General features: G+C 68.6%; 21 protein-coding genes. 12 read left to right on the top strand and 9 right to left on the bottom strand.

The genetic code is table 11. From position 1 onward, the window contains the following. Window positions 1–72: 72 nt before the first annotated feature. Complete coding sequence (locus CFB46_RS18330; RefSeq protein WP_089500751.1) at window positions 73–732, top strand: glutathione S-transferase family protein; 660 nt, start codon at window positions 73–75, stop codon at window positions 730–732. Between the two features lie 98 nt (window positions 733–830). Here the strand turns inward: CFB46_RS18330 and CFB46_RS18325 are convergent, their stop codons facing one another. Beyond that, on the bottom strand, window positions 831–1,523 hold the full coding sequence (locus CFB46_RS18325) for a phosphatase PAP2 family protein (protein ID WP_089502245.1): 693 nt from the start codon (window positions 1,521–1,523) through the stop codon (window positions 831–833). A 425-nt stretch (window positions 1,524–1,948) separates the two neighbouring features. Further along, a complete protein-coding gene (locus CFB46_RS18320; protein ID WP_089502244.1) occupies window positions 1,949–3,181 on the bottom strand; it encodes an MFS transporter in 1,233 nt (410 codons plus the stop codon). A 101-nt stretch (window positions 3,182–3,282) separates the two neighbouring features. Here CFB46_RS18320 and CFB46_RS18315 point away from each other — a divergent pair, with 101 nt between their 5' ends. Continuing rightward, window positions 3,283–4,266 carry a LysR family transcriptional regulator gene (locus CFB46_RS18315; RefSeq protein ID WP_027781644.1) on the top strand — a complete coding sequence of 328 codons (984 nt, stop codon included), beginning with the start codon at window positions 3,283–3,285 and terminating at the stop codon, window positions 4,264–4,266. Between the two features lie 29 nt (window positions 4,267–4,295). On the opposite strand, the gene CFB46_RS18310 is transcribed toward CFB46_RS18315, so the two are convergent. Next, window positions 4,296–4,934, bottom strand: coding sequence for a 2-hydroxychromene-2-carboxylate isomerase (locus CFB46_RS18310; RefSeq protein WP_089502243.1), 639 nt, complete (start codon window positions 4,932–4,934; stop codon window positions 4,296–4,298). A 145-nt stretch (window positions 4,935–5,079) separates the two neighbouring features. Then, window positions 5,080–5,898, bottom strand: coding sequence for an IclR family transcriptional regulator (locus CFB46_RS18305; RefSeq protein ID WP_089500750.1), 819 nt, complete (start codon window positions 5,896–5,898; stop codon window positions 5,080–5,082). Between the two features lie 172 nt (window positions 5,899–6,070). Here CFB46_RS18305 and CFB46_RS18300 point away from each other — a divergent pair, with 172 nt between their 5' ends. From CFB46_RS18300 to CFB46_RS18285, 4 genes are all read left to right on the top strand, one after another. Beyond that, window positions 6,071–7,057, top strand: a complete 987-nt coding sequence (locus CFB46_RS18300; RefSeq protein WP_089500749.1) for a hydroxymethylglutaryl-CoA lyase — start codon at window positions 6,071–6,073, stop codon at window positions 7,055–7,057. Further along, complete coding sequence (locus tag CFB46_RS18295; RefSeq protein ID WP_089500748.1) at window positions 7,054–8,346, top strand: CaiB/BaiF CoA transferase family protein; 1,293 nt, start codon at window positions 7,054–7,056, stop codon at window positions 8,344–8,346. The genes CFB46_RS18300 and CFB46_RS18295 overlap by 4 nt, the downstream gene beginning before the upstream one ends. Window positions 8,347–8,428: 82 nt before the next feature. Beyond that, entirely contained in the window at window positions 8,429–9,733 is a 1,305-nt protein-coding gene (locus tag CFB46_RS18290; RefSeq protein ID WP_089500747.1) for an MFS transporter, read from the top strand. Window position 9,734: 1 nt separating this feature from the next. Further along, window positions 9,735–10,850: an amidohydrolase family protein gene (locus CFB46_RS18285; protein WP_027781638.1), complete on the top strand. Its 1,116-nt coding sequence runs from the start codon at window positions 9,735–9,737 to the stop codon at window positions 10,848–10,850. 15 nt (window positions 10,851–10,865) lie between these two features. Here the strand turns inward: CFB46_RS18285 and CFB46_RS18280 are convergent, their stop codons facing one another. From CFB46_RS18280 to CFB46_RS18270, 3 genes are all read right to left on the bottom strand, one after another. Next, a complete protein-coding gene (locus CFB46_RS18280) occupies window positions 10,866–11,342 on the bottom strand; it encodes an SRPBCC family protein (RefSeq protein WP_089502242.1) in 477 nt (158 codons plus the stop codon). Window positions 11,343–11,461: 119 nt separating this feature from the next. Continuing rightward, the gene (locus tag CFB46_RS18275) at window positions 11,462–11,947 is read right to left on the bottom strand and encodes an SRPBCC family protein (RefSeq protein ID WP_027781636.1); all 486 of its coding nucleotides are present in this window, start codon (window positions 11,945–11,947) and stop codon (window positions 11,462–11,464) included. Further along, a complete protein-coding gene (locus tag CFB46_RS18270) occupies window positions 11,919–12,284 on the bottom strand; it encodes an ArsR/SmtB family transcription factor (RefSeq protein WP_089500746.1) in 366 nt (121 codons plus the stop codon). The genes CFB46_RS18275 and CFB46_RS18270 overlap by 29 nt, the downstream gene beginning before the upstream one ends. Before the next feature lie 204 nt (window positions 12,285–12,488). Between CFB46_RS18270 and CFB46_RS18265 the strand changes: the two genes are divergently transcribed. Both CFB46_RS18265 and CFB46_RS18260 read left to right on the top strand, forming a co-directional pair. After that, the gene (locus CFB46_RS18265) at window positions 12,489–13,019 is read left to right on the top strand and encodes a GNAT family N-acetyltransferase (RefSeq protein WP_089500745.1); all 531 of its coding nucleotides are present in this window, start codon (window positions 12,489–12,491) and stop codon (window positions 13,017–13,019) included. A 25-nt stretch (window positions 13,020–13,044) separates the two neighbouring features. Next, the gene (locus CFB46_RS18260) at window positions 13,045–13,623 is read left to right on the top strand and encodes a hypothetical protein (RefSeq protein ID WP_089500744.1); all 579 of its coding nucleotides are present in this window, start codon (window positions 13,045–13,047) and stop codon (window positions 13,621–13,623) included. 54 nt (window positions 13,624–13,677) lie between these two features. Here the strand turns inward: CFB46_RS18260 and CFB46_RS18255 are convergent, their stop codons facing one another. Beyond that, window positions 13,678–14,262, bottom strand: a complete 585-nt coding sequence (locus CFB46_RS18255) for a TetR/AcrR family transcriptional regulator (protein WP_089500743.1) — start codon at window positions 14,260–14,262, stop codon at window positions 13,678–13,680. Between the two features lie 341 nt (window positions 14,263–14,603). Between CFB46_RS18255 and CFB46_RS18250 the strand changes: the two genes are divergently transcribed. Next, window positions 14,604–15,308, top strand: a complete 705-nt coding sequence (locus tag CFB46_RS18250; RefSeq protein ID WP_089500742.1) for an SDR family oxidoreductase — start codon at window positions 14,604–14,606, stop codon at window positions 15,306–15,308. Between the two features lie 49 nt (window positions 15,309–15,357). Here CFB46_RS18250 and fabV read toward each other — a convergent pair whose 3' ends face one another. Continuing rightward, window positions 15,358–16,560, bottom strand: a complete 1,203-nt coding sequence (gene fabV, locus CFB46_RS18245) for an enoyl-ACP reductase FabV (protein WP_027781630.1) — start codon at window positions 16,558–16,560, stop codon at window positions 15,358–15,360. Window positions 16,561–16,723: 163 nt separating this feature from the next. Here fabV and CFB46_RS18240 point away from each other — a divergent pair, with 163 nt between their 5' ends. The 3 genes from CFB46_RS18240 (at window position 16,724) to CFB46_RS18230 (ending at window position 19,147) form a co-directional block, all read left to right on the top strand. Beyond that, the gene (locus CFB46_RS18240; RefSeq protein ID WP_006480371.1) at window positions 16,724–17,257 is read left to right on the top strand and encodes a GbsR/MarR family transcriptional regulator; all 534 of its coding nucleotides are present in this window, start codon (window positions 16,724–16,726) and stop codon (window positions 17,255–17,257) included. Between the two features lie 103 nt (window positions 17,258–17,360). After that, the gene (locus tag CFB46_RS18235) at window positions 17,361–18,680 is read left to right on the top strand and encodes an SDR family oxidoreductase (protein ID WP_089502241.1); all 1,320 of its coding nucleotides are present in this window, start codon (window positions 17,361–17,363) and stop codon (window positions 18,678–18,680) included. Beyond that, a complete protein-coding gene (locus tag CFB46_RS18230) occupies window positions 18,677–19,147 on the top strand; it encodes a DUF2269 family protein (protein ID WP_089500741.1) in 471 nt (156 codons plus the stop codon). The genes CFB46_RS18235 and CFB46_RS18230 overlap by 4 nt, the downstream gene beginning before the upstream one ends. Window positions 19,148–19,168 lie beyond the last annotated feature (21 nt).

Raw genomic sequence — 19,168 nt, 5'->3', positions numbered from 1 at the left:
ACCGTTCGTCGTCCAGGTATCCGATCATGTGGCGCTGCACGACGCGGCGCCGAAACCCCGGGAGACCTGTCAATGATGCCGACGCTTTACGCCCATCCCTTTTCGTCCTACTGCCAGAAAGTACTGACCGCGCTGTACGAGAACGGCACGCCGTTCGACTATCGCGTGCTCGCGCACGACGATCCGAAGCCGATGCAGGAATTGACCGCGCTGTGGCCGCTGAAGCGCTTCCCGGTGCTCGTCGACGCGGGTCGTACGGTGATCGAGGCGTCGATCATCATCGAGCATCTCGGCCTGAACCATCCCGGCCCCGTGCGCCTGCTGCCCGACGATCCGCGCGCCGCGCTCGAGGTGCGGACGATGGACCGCTTCTTCGACAACTACGTGGCGACGCCGCAGCAGAAGGTCGTGTTCGATGCGCTGCGGCCGGAAGCCGAACGCGATGCGCGTGGGGTGGCGGACGCGCGCACGATGCTCGACACGTCGTATGCGTGGCTCGACAAGACGATGGCCGATCGCGAATGGGCGGCCGGCGACCGTTTCAGCCTCGCCGATTGCGGCGCGGCGCCGTTCCTGTTCTACGCGGACTGGACGCACCGGATCGACCCGGCGTTCGCGAGCGTGATCGCGTACCGCAAGCGTCTGCTCGCGCGGCCGTCGTTTGCGCGCGCGGTGGACGAGGCACGGCCGTATCGTGCGTTCTTTCCGCTCGGCGCGCCCGATCGCGACTGACGGGCGCAGCCGTCGCACGGCGGGCCGCGGCCGCGCATGGCCGGCAGCGCGCGCCGGGGCGACGGAACGACAGCAGCGGCAGCATCGCGAGGTGCCCGTCACATCGTGCGCGTGGCCGACTGCGCGAGCGTCAGCAGTTCGTCGAACTGCGTGATCAACTCGAAGCACAGCAGGAACGCGAGCGTATAGGCCGGCGCGGGGAAGCGCCGGATCATCTCCAGCACCGGCGGCGCGAAGCGCGACCGGATCGCGTCGCGCGTCAGCAGCCAGGCGATCGCGATGCCGATCGCCGCGCCCGCGATCAGGTCGGTCGGATAGTGAAAGCCGAGATACGCGCGCGGCAGGCAGATGAACACGATCGAATACAGCAGCGCGACGATGCCGACGCGGCGCGCGATGATGAAGATGCCGGTCGCGATCGCCATCCACAGCATCGCGTGATCGCTCGGAAATGAACTCCATGTCTGCAGCGTCGCCGCGCGCAGTCCGGCTGAAGGAAAGTGCAGGTGCAGGTCGGGGTTGTAGATCGGCCGCACGCGAAACGGCAGTACCTGGGCAAGCACGCGGCCGACGGCCAGCGCGATGATCCCGCTCGCGACGGTGGCGACGACCAGCTCGCGTTGCCGTTCGCGGTGCGGGACCGGCTGGAACCACAGCCAGCACAGCACGGGAATGAGCACGAAGCCCTTGAACGTGTAGAGGCCCGCGATCACGCGGATCGCGTGATTCATCAACGGGCCGAACGTCACGTGGGTGAGGAAGATCTGGATCGTGGTGTCGAAATCGTTCATGTCCTGTGCGACCCGGGCGGACGCGCAGCGCATGACGAGCGGCCGGCTGGATCGGAAAGCGCGCTCGCACGGAGCGCAACGGGGGGCAAGTATGTCACCCGTTATTTCGAAGAAAATGCGAAAAAATACCGGGAATCCCCTGATAAACCGGAGCTGCATGCTGGGGCCGGATGGGAGCGCGCCGTCCCGTGCGGCAGGGTCGATTCATCCGACGTTTGCGTGCGGGCGTGCACGTGCGCCGGAAAAATATTTGGGTGAACTGGACAATTCGACAGGCCGTTGCGGACCTTGCGCCGGATGAATGATTGCCGCGCTGGAACGGTGCGAATCTGCCGGGCGGCGCAGCGTCATGCGCGCGCCGATCAAAAATAAAAAAACGGGCAAGCCTCGTGGGCTTGCCCGCCGGCGTGACGCGATGCCCGTCTTCAGTTGCGCCACACCCGCACGGCGAGCGCGGCCAGCGACGTCGCGACGGCGAGCGCAGTCACCGCGTTCCAGCCCAGTTGCGCGAGCAACAAACTGCCGAGCGCGGCACCGGCTGCCATCCCGATGAACATGCCGACGAACAGCACTGCGTTGAGGCGGCTGCGCGACGCGGGATCGATCCGGTAGACGATCGACTGGTGCGCGATCAGCGTGGCCTGCACGCCGAGATCGAAGCCGATCGTCGCGAGTGCGAGCAGGACGAGCTGCGCATGCGGCGACATCAGCGGCGCAGCGGCCATCGACGCGAACGACGCCGTCGCGATGCCGATACCGATCCGCGTGACACGCTCGGGGCCGTGGTGGTCGGCGAGCCGCCCGGCGATCGGGGCGGCCAGCGCGCCCGCGGCGCCCGCGAGGCCGAATGCACCGGCGGCCGCGCTGCCGAGGTGGAACGGCGCACCGTGCAGCATCACCGCGAGCGTCGACCAGAACGCGCTGAAACCGATGGCCAGCAGCCCCTGCGCGAGGGCGGCGCGGCGCAGTGCCGAATGGTCGCGCCACAGCGCGCCGAGCGAGCCGATCAGCGCGCGATACGGCAGCCGCGTGGTCGGCTCGAAGCGCGGCAACCCGCGGGCGGCCACGGCGCCGATCGCGGCGACGCTGACGGCCGCGAGCGCGAACATCGCGCGCCAGCCGGCCGTCTCGGCGACGAGTCCGGCCACGACGCGCGACAGCAGGATGCCGAGCAGCAACCCCGTCATCACCGTGCCGACGATGCGGCCGCGATGCGCATCGTGCGCGAGCGTCGCGGCGGCCGGTACGACGTCCTGCGCCATCGTGGCCGCGAGGCCGATCGCGAAGCTCGCCACGAGCAACAGCCCGAGCGACGGCGCGACGGCGGCCAACAGCAGCGCGACGACCAGCGCGGCGGCCTTGGTCACGATCACGCGGCGTCGGTCGAAGCGGTCGCCGAGCGGCGCGAGCAGCAGGATGCCGAGCGCATAGCCGAGCTGCGTGAGCGTCGGCACGAAGCCGATCGCTCGCGCCGATGCGCCGAGATCGGGTGCGAGCGCGCCGAGCATCGGCTGCGCGTAGTAGAGCGGGGCAACGCCGAGGCCGGCGGCGGCCGCGAGCAGCAGCACGAGCCGGCGATCGGGCATCGAATGGGCGGCCGGATGGGCCGGGGCATGCGCCACGCGGGGCGTGGCGTCGAGACGGGTCGGGGTGGACATCGCGTACATCCTCGGTTGAAGAATGGGATGGACGCGAGTGTGGCGGTACGCGGCCGGCGACGGTAGTGCCGGCAGGCGCAGATTTGTTATACGCTACACGCATGACCGAAAAATCTTCCCCCTCTCCCGCTGCTGGCGGGTCTCGGCGCATTCAGACGGTGCCGGTGGACGGCGCCGGCTATCGTTTCGAGCTGATGGAAACCTTCGTGCGCATAGTCGAGGCCGGCAGCCTGTCGGCGGCCGCCGTGCAGTTGCATACGACGCAGCCGACCGTCAGCCGGCGGCTGCAGGCGCTGGAAAGTTCGCTCGGCATGCGGCTGCTGCAACGCACGACCCATACGATGCGGCTGACCGTCGACGGCGAGCGTTGCTTCAAGCGGGCGAAGGAGCTGCTGGCGAGCTGGGCGGCGTTCGAGGCCGATTTGCGCGGCGCGCAGGAGGAGCCGGACGGGCTGCTGCGCGTCGCGGTGCCGCACGCGTTCGGGCAGCAGCGTTTCGTGGCGCCGCTCGTGCAGTTCCTGCGCGACTATCCGCGCGTGTCGGTCGAGTGGCTGCTGCAGGACGAGGTGCGTGATTTCGTCGGCAGCGGCATCGATTGCGCGATCCAGGTCGGCGAGCCCACCGATCCGGGCGTGGTCGCGATCCGGCTGACGAAGGTGCCGCGCTTCGTGGTCGCCGCGCCGTCGGTGCTGAACGGCGCCGACGTGCCGGCCGATCCGGACGCGCTCGCCGCGCTGCCGTGGCTCGCGTTGCGCACGTACTACCGTACCGAGCTCGCGCTCACGCATGCGGCCACCGGCGACACGCGGCGCATCGCGATCCGCCCGCGCATCACGACCGCGAACCTGTATGCGCTGCGCAGCGCGGCGCTGCTGGGCGTCGGCGCGTGCGTCGGATCGTCGTGGATGCTGGCCGACGATCTCGCGCGCGGCGATCTCGTGCACCTCGCGCCCGACTGGCAGGCCGCGCCGCTGCCCGTCTACCTGACTTATCCGCATGCGCAGTTCTATCCGTCGCGGCTCGTGCGGTTCGCCGCGATGATGCGCGAGGCCGTGCCGGCGCTCGTCGAAGGGCGCGACGGCTGAAACCCGCGGCGCCCGATGGCGGCTCGCCGTCAGCCGCGCCGGATCCCTTCGGGCAGCGCGCTGATGCGGCGTACTTCGGGCGAGTCGAGCCACGCGCGCGACGTCGCGCAGTCCACGAACATGTCGGTCGCGTCCTCGCCCCAGAACAGGTCGCCGTCGAGTGCGAAGGTCGGCACGCCGAACACGCCGTCGGCGATTGCGCGATCCGTGTTCGCGCGCAATGCATCCTTGACGGGCTGGGCCTCGACGGCCGTCACGCCTTCCGGAAAGCCGACGGCTTCGCACAGTGCGGCGAAGCCTGCCGGCGTCGATACGTCCTGGCCGTCGCGCCAGATGTGCCGGAAGATCCGCCGGATCGCGTCCTGCGAGCTGCCCATCGCGATCGCGAGGCGCAGCGGCTTGATCGGATTGAACGGGTGCGCGGGCGGCATCCGGAACGCAATGCCGAGCTTGTCCGCGCGATATTGCGCATGCCGATAGGTGAACACGCGTTTGGCCGCGATCTCCGCCGGCGCTTTCTGGCCCCAGTGCGCGAGCAGCGCGCCGAGCACGATCGGCCGCGGCTCGAACGCGGCGGCGGGCGGCAACCGGTCGAACTGTTCCTGCTGCAGGTAGGCGAACGGCGAAACGAAATCGAAATACCAGGTGGCGGTACGCGCGGCGTTCATCGCGGGTGTCTCCTCGTGCGGGGCCGGTTGACGGTTGCACGCGCGGTGCGTCGCCTGCGAACGGCGCGCTGCGTGCATCGGCGGCCAGTGTCGCATGCGGCTGCCTTTCGCGCTGCCGTGTCGCCTGCCGGATGCAACCGGCTCCCTACGACCGGGCGGGGTCGTCCGCTGACGATGCGAGCCGCGCGAGGCTGTCGCGCACGGCGGCGGCGTCGTAGCGCGCGCCCGTGCCGCCGAGTGCGACGGTCGCCTTCTGCGCGAGCGGCAGCAGCATCGCGAGCGCCGCCGTCATCGCCGGCGCGGCGGCGAGCCGCGATTTCGGGCCCGACACCGTCAGCGCACCGACGCATTCGCCGGCCGCGCCGAACACGGGCACGGACGCCGATGCCGTCTCCGGATCGCGCTCGCCGTACGACGCGGCCCACAGCTGTTCGCGCACGTCGTTCCAGCGGGCGTCCTGCGTGTCGGTGAAGGCCAGTAGCACCTTCCCCGATGCACCCTGTCCGACCGGAAACTCCTCGCCGACGCGGATCGATACGCGCACCGCCCGCGCGGGCTCGACACGATAGAGCACGGAGCGCACGTCGCCCTGGCGCACATAGAACGATGCCGTTTCCCCGAGTTCGCGGCTCAGCGTCTCGAGTAGCGGCTCGACCACCGGGCCGACGCGGAACGAACGCTGGTACAACGCCGCGAGCCGCAACGGCTCGTGCCCGATCGCGTACTGGCCATCGTCGAGCTTGCGCATGAATCCGCCATGCTCGAGCGCGGCGAGCAGGCGCAGGATCGTGCTCTTGTACAACCCGGTGCGGCGCGACAATTCGGCGAGCGACAGCCGGTCGTCGGTCTGGCCGAACGCACGGAGGATCGCGAACGCACGGTCGAGCACCGCGACGCCGCTGGACGCTTCTTCGGTCGCCGGATCGGATGCGTCGCCGGCCTGATTTGCTGGATTAGTCGGCACTACCTGTTTCCTTCGGATAACGGTCGGCCGACTATATCGTTCTATCTGGCAGAACTCAAGTTCCAGAAAAACGCAATTTCACGGGTATACCCCGCTTACCGCTCCTTCAATGCGCGCTTAGAGTTCTGTCAAATAGAACGATATTCTTTCAGATAGAACGATGAGGTCTCGAATGAAGGGTTCCGAACATCCGAAGGTGCTGGTCAGCGAGGTCGGGCCGCGCGACGGGCTGCAGAGCATCGAGGTCGTGATGCCGACGGCCGGCAAGCTGCGCTGGATCACCGCGCTGGCCGCGGCCGGCCTGCGCGAGATCGAGGTCGGGTCGTTCGTGCCGGCCAGACTGTTGCCGCAGATGGCCGACGTACGTGAAGTCGTGGCGCACGCGCTGGCGATTCCCGGGCTGCACGTCGCCGCGCTCGCGCCGAACCTGCGCGGCGCCGAGGGCGCATTCGACGCGGGCGTGCACAAGCTGACGCTGCCGGTCTCGGTGACGGAAGCGCACTCGCTGGCGAACATTCGCAAGACGCCCGCGCGGATGATCGACGAGGTGCGCGCGATCGTCGCGCTGCGCGACGCGCGGTTTCCGTCGGTGCAGATCGAGGCGGGGGTGTCGGTCGCGTTCGGTTGCACGATTGCGGGCGCCGTCAGCGATGACGAGACGATCGCGATGGCGGTGGCGATGGCTGAATGCGGTGTCGACGAGATCGGCCTGTCCGATACCAGCGGTTATGCGAACCCCGTACAGGTGCGCCGGCTGTTCACGCGCCTGCGGCGCGAAGTCGGCGACAAGGCCGGCGGCGCGCATTTCCACAACACGCGCGGCCAGGGGCTCGCGAACGTCGTCGCGGCGCTCGATGCGGGCGTGACGACGATCGACGCCAGTCAGGGCGGCCTTGGCGGCTGCCCGTATGCGCCGGGGGCGACCGGCAACATCGTCACCGAGGATCTCGTGTTCCTGCTCGAAGCGATGGGATACGACACGGGCGTCGACGTCGACGCGCTGCTCGCCGCGCGCGCGATCCTGCATGCGGCGCTGCCGTCCGAGGCGCTATACGGCCACGTGCCCGACGCCGGGTTGCCGAAGGGCTTCCGCTATGCGGATGGCCGCGCTCCGTCCGCCGTGCAACCGGAAGGATGTCTGCCGGAAGCCGCACGATGAACGATCGGCAATCGGCCTCCGCGCTGCCGTATGCGGGCGTGCGCGTGATCGAGATGACGCACATGGTGATGGGCCCGACGTGCGGCATGCTGCTCGCGGACCTCGGCGCGGAAGTGATCAAGATCGAGCCGATCGCGGGCGACGGCACGCGGGCGCTGCGCGGCTCCGGCGCGGGCTTCTTCGGGATGTTCAACCGCAACAAGAAAAGCCTCGCGGTCGACGTGAAGGATCCGCGCGGGCTGGAGATCGTGCTGCGGCTCGTCGCGACGGCGGACGTCTTCAGCGAGAACTTCAAGAGCGGCACGATGGACCGGCTCGGTCTCGGCTATCCGGCGCTGGACGCGCTCAATCCGCGCCTCGTGTACGTGTCGCACAAGGGTTTCCTGCCGGGGCCGTACGAGCATCGCACCGCGCTCGACGAGGTCGTGCAGATGATGGGCGGCCTGGCCTACATGACGGGCCCGGAAGGGCGACCGCTGCGCGCGGGCGCGAGCGTGAACGACATCATGGGCGGCATGTTCGGCGCGATCGGTGCGATGGCCGCGCTCGCCCAGCGCGAGCGCACGGGTCGCGGCCAGCAGGTGCAGAGCGCGCTGTTCGAGAACAACGTGTTCCTCGTCGCGCAGCACATGATGCAGTTCGCGGTGACGGGGCAGGCCGCGTCGCCGATGCCGAGCCGGATTTCCGCGTGGGCCGTCTACGACGTGTTCTCCGTCAAGGACGACGAACAGATTTTTCTTGCGGTCGTGTCGGACACGCAGTGGGTGCTGTTCTGCGACGCGTTCGGCCTGACTGCGCTGAAGGAGGATCCGCGCCTCGCGACCAACAACCTGCGCGTCCAGGCGCGCGAATGGCTGCTGCCCGAACTGCGTTCGCGGCTTGCGCCGTACTCGGCCGCGGAGATCGGCGCGATCTTCGAGTCGACCGGCCTGCCGTACGCACCGATCACGAAGCCGCAGGACCTGTTCGACGATCCGCATCTGCTTGCCACGGGCGGCCTCGAAGCCGTGACGCTGCCGGCCGACGCGAGCAGCGCCGGCCGGTCGATCGACACGCGCACGGCGCTGTTGCCGCTGACGCTCGCGGGCCAGCGCCTGCGGCTGCGCTCGGCGCCGCCCGCGCTCGGCCAGGACACGTGCGCGCTGCTCGGCGAACTCGGCTACACGCCGGACGATGCGCGTGCGCTGATCGATGCCGGCGTCGTCGCGGGGCGGTACGGCGCGGACGCCGCCGCGCACGGCGACGGGCCGGGCGGCGCGCCTTCGGCGAACGAAGTGGCGAGCGCGTAGCGCGGCCGCGATTCATCGAACGAACAAAGGCGTCCCGGCCGCGCACCGCGCGGGGAGGATCGCCGCATCCACGGAGACAACCATGACATCCGCTTCCCCGGCGCTGGCCGCCGATCGCGAGACCGACGCGTCGATCGAGCAACGCGCCGTGCGCAAGGCCGCGTGGCGCTTCATCCCGCTGCTCGCGCTCGCGTATTTCTTCAACTATCTGGATCGCACGAGCGTCGGATTCGCGGCGCTCACGATGAACCGCGATCTCGGGCTGACCGCGACGCAGTTCGGCTGGGGCGCGGGGATCATGTTTGCCGGCTATTGCGTGTTCGAAGTGCCGAGCAATCTCGCGCTGTACCGCTTCGGTGCGCGCCGCTGGCTCGCACGCATCATGATCACGTGGGGGCTGATGGCGGCCGCGACCGCGCTCGCGACCGGGCCGACCAGCTTCTACGCGATCCGGCTGCTGCTGGGCATCGGCGAGGCCGGATTCTTTCCGGGCGTGATCTTCTTCCTTGCCGTGTGGTTTCCCGCGAGCTATCGCACGCGCGTGCTGGCGTGGTTCACCGTGTCGACGCCGCTGTCGTCGCTGGTCGGCGGCCCGCTCTCGACCTGGCTGCTGCAGCTCGACGGCGTGCTCGGGCTCGCCGGCTGGAAGTGGATGTTCATCGTCGAAGGGCTGCCTGCGTGCGCGCTCGGTTTCCTCGTACTGAAGCTGTTGTCCGATTCCCCGGAGCATGCGACATGGCTGTCGGGCGACGAGCGTGCCGCGCTGCAACGCGCGTTCGAGCGCGATGGCGCCGCCGGCCGCAAGAAGCGCTTCGGCGTGGCGCTGCGCGACGTCCGCGTGTACGTGCTTGCGCTGATTTCGTTCGGCTTCACGATGGGCTCGTACGGAATCGGCATCTGGCTGCCGCAAATGCTGAAGGCGCACGGGATGTCGACGATGCAGACGGGCTGGTTGTCCGCAGTGCCGTACTTCTTCGCGACGGTCGCGCTGCTGGGGTGGGCGAAACGGGTGGACCGTCGCGGTGCCCCGATCGCGAACCTGGCGATCGGATTGTTCATCGGCGCGGTGGCGCTCGGCGTGTCGACGCATTTCCTGACCCTCGGGCCGGCGCTCGTCGGCATCACGCTCGCGCTGATCGGCACGATTGCCGGCCGCACGATCTTCTACACGCTGCCGTCGCGCTTCCTGTCCGGCCAGGCCGCGGCCGGCGGGCTGGCGCTGATCAATTCGATCGGCGCGCTCGGCGGATTTGCGGGCCCCTATCTCGTCGGCTACCTGAAGGACGGTTTCGGCACGTTCACGGCCGGGATGCTCGGCCTCGCGATCGTCCTGGCGATCACGACACTGCTCACGCTGTCGCTGTACGCGTTCGACCGGAGCGAATGACATGACCTTTTCGATCAAACGGCGCCGGTTGATCGGTGCGACCGCCGCATCGCTCGCGCTGCCCGCGTTCGCCGACACGCCGGCCCATGACGGAGCTTCCCGGATGACGCAAAGCAACTACCTCGCGGTCCGCCCCGACTGGCTCGCGTCGGCGCTCGAACCCGCGCTCGAGCCCGACCTGCCGATCGTCGACGCGCATCATCACTTCTATGAGCGGCCGGGCTGGATCTACATGCTCGACGACTATCTGCAGGATGCGCGCTCGGGCCACAACATCCAGGCGTCCGTCTACATGCAGGCGCAGACGCGCTATCGCGATTCAGGCCCGGTGGAACTGAAGCCGGTGGGCGAGACGGCCTATGTCGCCGGCGTGACCGAGCCGCTGCAGAACGGCCCCGTGGCCGTCGCGAAAGGCATCGTCGGTCACGCGGACCTGCGGCTCGGCGCGCGCGTGCGCGACGTGCTGGAAGCGCATCTCGAAGCCGGCCGCGGGCGGTTTCGCGGCATTCGGCACCTGACGACGTGGGATGCCGATCCGACGCTCGCCAATCCGCTGTCGGCGGTGCCGCGCGGGCTGCTGCTCGATCCCGCGTACCGGGCCGGCGTCGCGCAACTTGCGCCGCTCGGGCTGTCGTACGACGCGTGGCTGTTCTTTCCGCAGTTGCCCGAATTGTTCGATCTCGCGAAAGCGAACCCCGACACGCGGATCATCGTCAACCACTGCGGTGGCGTCGTGCGGATTGCCAGCTATGCGGACAAGCGGGCGGAGGTATTCGCGCGCTGGTCGGCGTCGATGCGCACGCTCGCGCAATTGCCGAACGTGTACGTGAAGGTCGGCGGCCTCGGGATGCGCATCAACGGGTTCGATTTCGAGAAAGGCGCGAAGCCGCCGTCTTCGGCGCAGCTTGCCGACGCATGGAAGCCGTGGATGATGACTTGCATCGACGCATTCGGCCCCGGGCGCTGCATGTTCGAGAGCAATTTCCCGGTCGACAAGGGGTCGTATGCGTTCGTGAACGGCTGGAACGCGTTCAAGCGACTGACCGCGCAGGCCGGTGCGGGCGAGCGCGACGCGCTGTTCCGCGGCACGGTTACGCGGGTGTACCGGCTCGGTTGACGCGCTTGCGCGGCGTTATCCGGCCTCCACCAGCGCCGCGAGCCGCGCCAGCGCCATCCGCCAGCCGGTCTCGTTGTCGGCGACCGGCACGCCGGGCGGGACGCCGTCATGCACGGCGTCCACGCGCGTGCCGCCCGCTTCGTCGGACAGCGTGATCGTGATCGTCATCGCGCCGCGCAGCATCGGGTCGTCGGTTTCGAACACATCGATCTCGACGATCTGCTGGTCCGGCACCAGCGTGACGAAGCGGCCGTGACAGGTGTCGGTGTGCGCGGTGGTCTTGCCGGTGCCGGCCGACGGCGCGTCGTAGCTCAGCGACACGCGCAGCGCGCCGCCTTCGCGTGCATCGTAAGCATGCACGCGGCAGGTCATGCCGTCGGGCACCTTCCACTGTTCGACGGCGTGCGGGTCGAGCAGTGCGCGATAGACGCGCCCGCGCGGGGCGTTCAGGTGCCGGCTGACTCGGGTCGAATGCGTGTGCGTATGCAACATGTTGCCTCCCGCGAAGCGCGCGCGACGGTGCACGCCGGTGCTCGGCGTGTCGTCATGCTTCCTTCAGGAATCCTAGGCGCGGGCGCGGCGGCATGCAATGACCGCACGCGAAGCGGCGTTCAGCGCAAAGTGGCGGCGAAGGCGTCGAGCTGCGTGATGCAGGTGTTCCAGCCCTCGAAAAAACCGAGCGCTTCGTGGCGCTCGCGCGTCGCGGCGTCGGGATGCATCACGCGCGCCTCGTAGCGGCTGCCCGCGTCGTCGTCGGCCATCGTGACGATCGCCGTGAAGCCCAGCCACGGCGCCTGCGGCCGCCAGCCGCCCGCGAGCATCGACGTGAACGCGATGCGCGATTCCGGCACGATTTCGAGGAAGCAGCCGGGATTGTCGCTCGTGCCGCCGTCGGGGCCGCGCATGAACGTATGGAAAGCGCCGCCCGGCCGCAGGTCGAACGCGCGTACCTCGGTGGTCCACGGCTTCGGGCACCACCATTCCTTCAGCAGTTCGGGGTCGGTCCATGCGCGCCACAGCGCGTGGCGCGGCGCGCGCAACGTACGCGTGATGACGAGATCGTTGGCTTCAGCGGGTTCGACGCGGCTTGCTGACATCTTGCTCCTCCTGGTGACGGCGTTCGACGAATTCGACGAGACGATCGGATCGCGCTTCCCACTGCGCGCGCTGCGCGGCGAGCCATGCCTCGGCCTCGGTCAGGCGGCTGCCGACCAGCGCGCAGGTGCGCGAGCGGCCGGTTTTCCGGGTCGCCACGAGGCCGCTGCGCTCGAGCACGGCGACATGCTTCATGAACGACGGCAGCGCCATGTCGAACGGCGCGGCCAGCGCGGAGACGGTCCGCTCGCCCTGACCGAGCGCGCTGACGATCGCGCAGCGCGTCGGATCGGCGAGGGCATGGAACACGTCGCTGATGCCGGACTGAATGTTATCCATTTGGCTAAGTGTAGACGATGTCGAAACCGATGCAACGAAAACTTCCGTCGCGTACGATGATGGGGCGGTAACACGCGCCGATCGGGCGCCGCGTTGCCGCACGCCTGCCACCGTCGTGCGAGCCTCGATACCCGGCCGGCGTTCGTTCCGATTCCGGCCGATGCCGAACCCGTGCATGCGGCCCATCCGACTCCCGGAGATGGCATGACCGAACCTGTTACCGTGCGCCGCGTCGGCGCGAGCGAAGCGATGGCCTGTGTCGATGCGCTGGCCGACGTGCTGATCGATTGCGTCGAAGGCGGCGCATCCGTCAGCTTCATGTTGCCGATCGAGCGGCCGACCGCCGTCGCATTCTGGACGCGCGTGGCCGAGGGCGTCGCGAACGGCGAGCGCATCCTGCTCGTCGCCGAGGATACGTCCGGCCGGATCGTCGGCACCGTGCAGGTCGTGACCGCGCAGCCCGAGAACCAGCCGCATCGCGCGGACGTCTCGAAGATGCTCGTGTCGCGGCACGCGCGCCGGCAGGGCGTCGCCGCGCGGCTGATGGCGGCGGCCGACGCGGCCGCGCGCGACGCCGGCAAGACCGTGCTCGTGCTCGACACCGTGACGGGCGGCGACGCCGAGCGGCTGTACGAGCGGGCCGGCTGGCAACGCGTCGGCATCGTGCCGAACTATGCGCTGATGCCCGACGGCGCGCTCTGCGCGACGACGTATTTCCACAAACAACTCGCGTGACGGAATCCGTCGAACCGCCGCCTCGATGAAACGCTCCCATGTCGCTTTCGCCCTCACGGGCCTGCTCGTCGCGCTGCCGATTGCCGCGTACGCGCTCGTCAAGCCGCTGCGCGTCGTCGCGCCCGCGCTGGTTCCCGGCGTGTCGTGCCCGAGCGCCGACATCTGCACGGACGATGTCGCGACGCTCGGCGACGCGCGGCAGCTCTATCGCGACGGCTACGCGCGCGCGGCGGCGGCCGTCGGCGCGTTTCGCGCCGCACCGCGCGTCGTGTTCTGCGCGACGCGCACGTGCGCCGATGCGTTCGGCCTCGGCACGCGCGCGGCGCTGACGCTCGGCGATTTCGGCGTGGTGATCGCACCGCGCGGCTGGCAGACCTACTTTCTCGCGCACGAGCTGATCCATCACCGCCAGGCCGAAGTGCTCGGCAACCTCGCCGTCCTGACCAAGCCGCGCTGGCTGATCGAAGGGATGGCGTATGCGCTCAGCGACGATCCGCGCCATCCGCTCGCGCAGCCGTTCGAATCGTGGCGCACGCAGTTTGCCGCGTGGAATGCGGCGCGCGGCACGCAGCCGCTGTGGGATGCCGCGCGGGCAATCGAATAGCGCGCCAGGACGGCGCCACCGCGTCGACGGGCGCGCCGTTACACCGCTACGCCGTTACACCGACGCCACCGGATCGCCGCGTCGGCCGATCAGCGCGTCCCGCCCCGCGTCCAGAATCTCGTCGGCCAGCGCGGGATCGCTGCCTGCGATCGCGCGGGACAGCACGAGCGCACCAACCATCTGGCTGAAGACCGCAAGCGCGTCGCGGCGCGTCTGCTCCGGCGTGGCGCCGTCGGTCGCCACCATCCGTTCCAGTCGATCGAGATACGCGGCGAGCCCGTGCGCGTAGCATGCGCGCGCCGTATCGGTCAGCCGGGGCGCATCGCCCGCGAAGCCGGATAGCGGACACCCGGCCTCGACGTCGTCGCGATGCGCGGGCGACAGATAGGCCGCCAGCTGCGCGTCGAGACTGCCGGCGTTCGGCGAATCCGCGCGGTCGGCCATCGCCTTTTCCATGACTTCGGCGACCAGCGCGTCTTTCGACTTGAAGTGGTTATAGAAGCCGCCCTGCGTGAAGCCGGCTTCCTTCATCAGTTCCGTCAAGCCCACCGCATCGACGCCGCGCACGCGGAACAGCCGCTCCGCGGCCGCGACGATCGCGCTGCGATTCTCGGCAGCCTGCTGTCTGGATACGCCCATCGATCCCTCCCTCATTCCGGCAATTGCGCCGATTGAAAAACACAATGTCGATCACCATTGACGTGCCGGCATCCGGCTGGCACCATGCATCTCCAAGACGATGGTGATCGACATTGAGATTCAAGTGTAGCCGACTTCGCGGACGAAGCGAAGCAACCGGCGCCGCACGGATCGACGTGGATCAGGTCTTCGGTGCGCGGCGGCGCGGGCGGCGGGACTGCCTGCCGTCCGGCACCGGCGGTGCAACGGTTCGGCCCGCGTCGGCAGCGCGGTTTTTCATTGGATCTCGACGCGTACGGCGAACCGGCGCGCACGGGATGGAATCTCGGAAAGGAACGATCATGAAGATCGAAGATGCAGTCGTTTTCATCACGGGCGCGAACCGTGGGCTTGGCCTCGAGTTCGCGAGGCAGGCGCTCGAACGTGGCGCGCGGAAGGTCTATGCGGCGGCGCGCGATCCGGCCAGCGTGACGCTGCCGGGCGTCGTGCCCGTGAAGCTCGACGTGACGGATCCGGCGGCGGTCGCCGCGGCGGCCGACGCGGCGCGCGACGTCACGCTGCTGATCAACAACGCCGGCATCGCGCGGCTCGGTAGCCTGACCGACGACGGCGCGGTCGACGCATTACGCGCTCATCTGGAGACGAACATGTTCGGGATGCTGGCGATGTCGCGGGCGTTTGCAGGTACCCTCGCGGCTCACGGCGGCGGCGCGATCCTGAACATCCTGTCGGTCGCGAGCTGGATGAACCCGCCGATCCTGTCGGGCTACGGTGTCTCGAAATCGGCCGCCTGGGCGCTGACCAACGGGCTGCGCCATTCGCTGCGCGAGCAGCGTACGCAGGTCGTCGGGCTGCATGCCGGCTTCATCGATACCGACCTGACGGCCGGTCTCGACGTACCGAAAGCCACGCCGGCCGACGTCGTGCGCCAGGCGTACGACGCCATCGAAGCGGGGGCGGAGGAAGTGTCGACCGACGAATTCACGCGGCAGGTGAAGGCCACGCTGTCGTCGGGCGGCTATCTGGAAGAACCGGCGCTGCATTGACGCCGCCGGCAATGCGAACCCGCCGCGAGTGCGGCGGCGGGCCGCGCCGTCAGACCGTGGTGTCGATGATGCCCGGGATCTTCACGTCCGGGTTCACGTCCGCGTCGTAGTCGACGCCGGCGATCTCGAAGCCGAACAGACGCAGGAACTCGGTCTTGTAGCCGGCGAAGTCGGTCATCTCGTACAGGTTCTCGTTCGTCACCTTGTCCCACATCGCGACGACCTTGCCCTGTACTTGCGGATCGAGTTCCTTGTAGTCCGCGCGCAGGCGGCCTTCGTCGTCGACGTGCGGCGTCGCGCCGTACAGGCTGTCCTTCAGGAGCCCGTACACCTGCTCGATGCAGCCTTCGTGCGTGCCGGTTTCCTTCATCACCTTGAACAGCAGCGACAGGTACAGCGGCATCATCGGGATCGCCGAGCTGGCCTGCGTGACGACGGCCTTCAGCACCGACACGCGGGCATCGCCGCCGTGCGCGGCCAGCTTGTCGCGGATCGACAGCACCTTCTTGTCGAGATCCTTCTTCGCTTCGCCGATCGAGCCGTTCCAGTAGATGTCGTGCGTGATCTGCTCGCCGAGGTACGTGAACGCGGTGGTCTTCGCGCCGTCGGCCAGCACGCCGGCTTCGGCCAGCGCGTCGATCCACATCTGCCAGTCCTCGCCGCCCATCACCGCGACGGTGCCGTCGATCTCTTCCTGCGTCGCCGGTTCGAGCGACACTTCGCGGATCACTTCCTTGTCGGTGTCGAGGCCGCGGAACGTGACGGCCTTGCCGACCGGCTTGAGCGTCGAGCTGATGGTTTCGCCCGTCTTCGGGTGCGTGCGGCGCGGCGCCGCGAGGCTGTAGACCACCAGGTCGACCTTGCCGAGATCCTGCTTGATGGTGTCGATCGTGACCTGCTTGACCTTGTCGGAGAATGCGTCGCCGTTGATGCTGCGCGCATAAAGGCCTTTTTCCGCGGCGAATTTCTCGAACGCGGCGCTGTTGTACCAGCCGGCCGTGCCCGGCTTCGTTTCGCTGCCGGCGCGCTCGAAGAACACGCCGAGCGTGTCCGCGCCCGAGCCGAATGCGGCCGAGATCCGGGCGGCGAGGCCGTAGCCGGTCGACGCGCCGATCACGAGCACCTTTTTCGGGCCATTGGCGATCGGGCCGTGCGAAGTCACGTAGTCGATCTGTTCCTTGACGTTGGCTTCGCAGCCGACGGGATGAGTCGTCACGCAGATGAAGCCACGCACGCGCGGTTTGATGATCATGGAAACCTCTGTCTATCAGAAAGGCGGGGACGGCCTGAAATCGAAAAAATCCCGCGCATTGTAAAGGAAGCGGCCGATCGCGGGCGGGCGCGGCCGGAAGGCGCCGGATCGTCCGGTTATTTCTCTCTTGACAGAAATAACTGAAATGAATAAATTCCTCGACATGGAACTCACACCGATTGCCGAACGATTCATTCTCCATTGGGGCGAAATGGGCTCGCGGTGGGGCGTCAACCGCACCGTCTCGCAGATTCACGCGCTGCTTTACCTGGCCGGCCGGCCGGTGGCGGCGGACGAAATCGCCGAGACGCTCAACGTCGCGCGCTCCAACGTCAGCACGAGCCTGAAGGAACTGCAGGCGTGGCGGCTCGCGAAGGTGGTGCACGTGCTGGGCGATCGCCGCGACCACTTCGAGACGTCCACCGACATCTGGGAATTGTTCAAGCTGATCGTCGAGGGGCGGCGGCAGCGCGAGATCGAGCCGACGCTCACGGTGCTGCGCGATTGCCTGACGAATCCGGAGATCGCGAACGAGAGCCGCGAGACCGAACAGCGTATCCGCGACACGCTGCAGTTCGTCGAGACGCTCACGACCTGGTCGGACGAGATGCTGAGGCTCAAGCCCGATACGCTGATGAAGGCGCTCGGCATCGGTGCGAAGATCAGCCAGACGGTCAGGCGTAAGCCGTCGAAGTAAGCGGCGATGGACGTGCCGGTCACGGACGTGCGGGCAACAGGCCCGCTTTTTTCGGGATTGTTATTTCTGTTTGTACAGAAATAACTGTAAATAGAGGATGAAAATGAACGCAGCCTTGCCGTCGACCTGCCCGTCCGAGCGCACCGGCGCACGCGGCATGACCGTGCTCGTGTGCGGCGCGAACGGCTTCATCGGGCGGGCGCTGTGCGCGCAACTCGAAGCCGGCGGGCATCGCGTGCTGCGCGGCGTGCGACACGCGGCCGGCCCGCACGACGTCGCGATCGACTTCGCGCGGGACGTCGATCCGCACGCGTGGCTGGCGCGGCTGAAGGGCGTCGACGTGGTGATCAACGCGGTCGGCATGCTGGCCGATCGGCGCGGCGCGACGCTCGACGTCGTGCATGGCGCCGCGCCGTGCGCGCTCTTTACCGCGTGCTGTCGTGCCGGCGTGCGGCGCGTGATCCAGATCTCGGCGCTCGGGGTCGAGCGCGGCGATACGCGGTACTTCGCGAGCAAGCTTGCGGCCGACCGTTTCCTGCAGACGCTGCCGATCGATTTCCGCATCGTGCGCCCCGCGCTCGTCTACGGGGCGGCCGGCGCGTCCGCGCGGTTTTTCCGGATGCTCGCGTCACTCCCCATGCAGGTATTGCCGGCGGGCGGCCGTCAGCGGCTGCGCCCGGTGCATGTCGACGATCTCGCCGAAGTCGTTGCGCGGCTCATCGTGCAAGCGGGCGATGCGCCGACGGCGGGCAGCCGGGTGATCGACGTGGTCGGCCGCGACGAAGTCGAATACCGCGAGATGCTGGCCGGCTACCGCGCCGCGCTCGGGTTTTCGCCGGCGGCCCGCGTGACGCTGCCGGGCCCGCTGGTCGGCGCGGCGGCCACGCTGCTCGGCGCGTTGCCGGGGGCGATGCTGACGCACGACACGTGGACGATGCTGCGCGGCGGGAACACCGGCGATCCGGCGGCCACCGCCGCCGTGCTGGGCCGGCCGCCGCGCGGTATCGGCAGCTTCATCGGCGCGGACGCCGCCGCGCTGCGCGGCGATGCGCTCGCGATGTGGCGGCGCCCGTTGTTGCAGGGCGCGCTCGCGATCGTATGGATCTGGACGGCGATCGCCAGCGCATTCGTCCATCCGCTGCACGCGAGCCTCGCGCTGCTGGCGCCCGCACACCTGACGGGCCTGCCCGCACTGATCGCGCTTTACGCGGCCAGCGCGCTGGATTTCGCGTTCGGCATCGCGACCATCGCCGCGCCGTCGCGGCGCCTGTGGGCTGCGCAAGCGGCGCTGATCGTCGCGTATTCGGCGGTCATCGCGGTCACGATGCCGGGCCTGCTGGCCGAACCGTTCGGCCCCGTGCTCAAGAACGTGCCGATTCTCGCCATCCTGTTGATCCTGTTTTCAGAAGAAGAACGCACATGAATACCTATCTCGTCATCAAGGCGCTTCACATCCTGTCTTCGGTGCTGCTGGTCGGCACGGGGCTCGGCACTGCGTTCTACCTGTTCTTCGCGAACCGCACGCGGTCGGTGCCCGCGATCGCGGCCGTGTCGCGGCTCGTGGTGCGCGCCGACTGGTGGTTCACGACGCCGGCCGTGATCTTCCAGCCGGCGTCCGGCCTGTGGCTCGCGCATACGGCCGGCTGGCCGTGGCATACCCCGTGGCTACTCGCGTCGATTGGGCTGTACGCGGTCGCCGGTGCGTGCTGGCTGCCGGTCGTGTGGCTGCAGCTCGAACTGGCATCGATGGCGACGCTCGCGCACGCGAACGGCGACGCCGCGTTGCCGGAGCGCTACTGGCGCTATGCAAAGCGCTGGGAACTGCTCGGTTATCCGGCGTTCTTCGCGATGCTGACCGTCTACTTCCTGATGGTGGTCAAGCCGATGTAAGCCCGTCGCCGTGGCGTGGAA

It is taken from the genome of Burkholderia sp. HI2761 (assembly GCF_002223355.1).
Taxonomy (GTDB): Bacteria; Pseudomonadota; Gammaproteobacteria; order Burkholderiales; family Burkholderiaceae; genus Burkholderia.
The sequence above is the reverse complement of the archived record's forward strand: the minus strand, read 5'-3'. Positions and strand labels throughout refer to the sequence as shown.

Coding starts and splice junctions, on each gene's coding strand:
- CFB46_RS18330 (WP_089500751.1), top strand. CDS start 73: ATGATGCCGACGCTTTACGCCCATCCCTTTTCGTCCTACTGCCAGAAA.
- CFB46_RS18325 (WP_089502245.1), bottom strand. CDS start 1,523: ATGAACGATTTCGACACCACGATCCAGATCTTCCTCACCCACGTGACG.
- CFB46_RS18320 (WP_089502244.1), bottom strand. CDS start 3,181: ATGTCCACCCCGACCCGTCTCGACGCCACGCCCCGCGTGGCGCATGCC.
- CFB46_RS18315 (WP_027781644.1), top strand. CDS start 3,283: ATGACCGAAAAATCTTCCCCCTCTCCCGCTGCTGGCGGGTCTCGGCGC.
- CFB46_RS18310 (WP_089502243.1), bottom strand. CDS start 4,934: ATGAACGCCGCGCGTACCGCCACCTGGTATTTCGATTTCGTTTCGCCG.
- CFB46_RS18300 (WP_089500749.1), top strand. CDS start 6,071: ATGAAGGGTTCCGAACATCCGAAGGTGCTGGTCAGCGAGGTCGGGCCG.
- CFB46_RS18295 (WP_089500748.1), top strand. CDS start 7,054: ATGAACGATCGGCAATCGGCCTCCGCGCTGCCGTATGCGGGCGTGCGC.
- CFB46_RS18290 (WP_089500747.1), top strand. CDS start 8,429: ATGACATCCGCTTCCCCGGCGCTGGCCGCCGATCGCGAGACCGACGCG.
- CFB46_RS18285 (WP_027781638.1), top strand. CDS start 9,735: ATGACCTTTTCGATCAAACGGCGCCGGTTGATCGGTGCGACCGCCGCA.
- CFB46_RS18280 (WP_089502242.1), bottom strand. CDS start 11,342: ATGTTGCATACGCACACGCATTCGACCCGAGTCAGCCGGCACCTGAAC.
- CFB46_RS18275 (WP_027781636.1), bottom strand. CDS start 11,947: ATGTCAGCAAGCCGCGTCGAACCCGCTGAAGCCAACGATCTCGTCATC.
- CFB46_RS18270 (WP_089500746.1), bottom strand. CDS start 12,284: ATGGATAACATTCAGTCCGGCATCAGCGACGTGTTCCATGCCCTCGCC.
- CFB46_RS18265 (WP_089500745.1), top strand. CDS start 12,489: ATGACCGAACCTGTTACCGTGCGCCGCGTCGGCGCGAGCGAAGCGATG.
- CFB46_RS18260 (WP_089500744.1), top strand. CDS start 13,045: ATGAAACGCTCCCATGTCGCTTTCGCCCTCACGGGCCTGCTCGTCGCG.
- CFB46_RS18255 (WP_089500743.1), bottom strand. CDS start 14,262: ATGGGCGTATCCAGACAGCAGGCTGCCGAGAATCGCAGCGCGATCGTC.
- CFB46_RS18250 (WP_089500742.1), top strand. CDS start 14,604: ATGAAGATCGAAGATGCAGTCGTTTTCATCACGGGCGCGAACCGTGGG.
- fabV (WP_027781630.1), bottom strand. CDS start 16,560: ATGATCATCAAACCGCGCGTGCGTGGCTTCATCTGCGTGACGACTCAT.
- CFB46_RS18240 (WP_006480371.1), top strand. CDS start 16,724: ATGGAACTCACACCGATTGCCGAACGATTCATTCTCCATTGGGGCGAA.
- CFB46_RS18235 (WP_089502241.1), top strand. CDS start 17,361: ATGAACGCAGCCTTGCCGTCGACCTGCCCGTCCGAGCGCACCGGCGCA.
- CFB46_RS18230 (WP_089500741.1), top strand. CDS start 18,677: ATGAATACCTATCTCGTCATCAAGGCGCTTCACATCCTGTCTTCGGTG.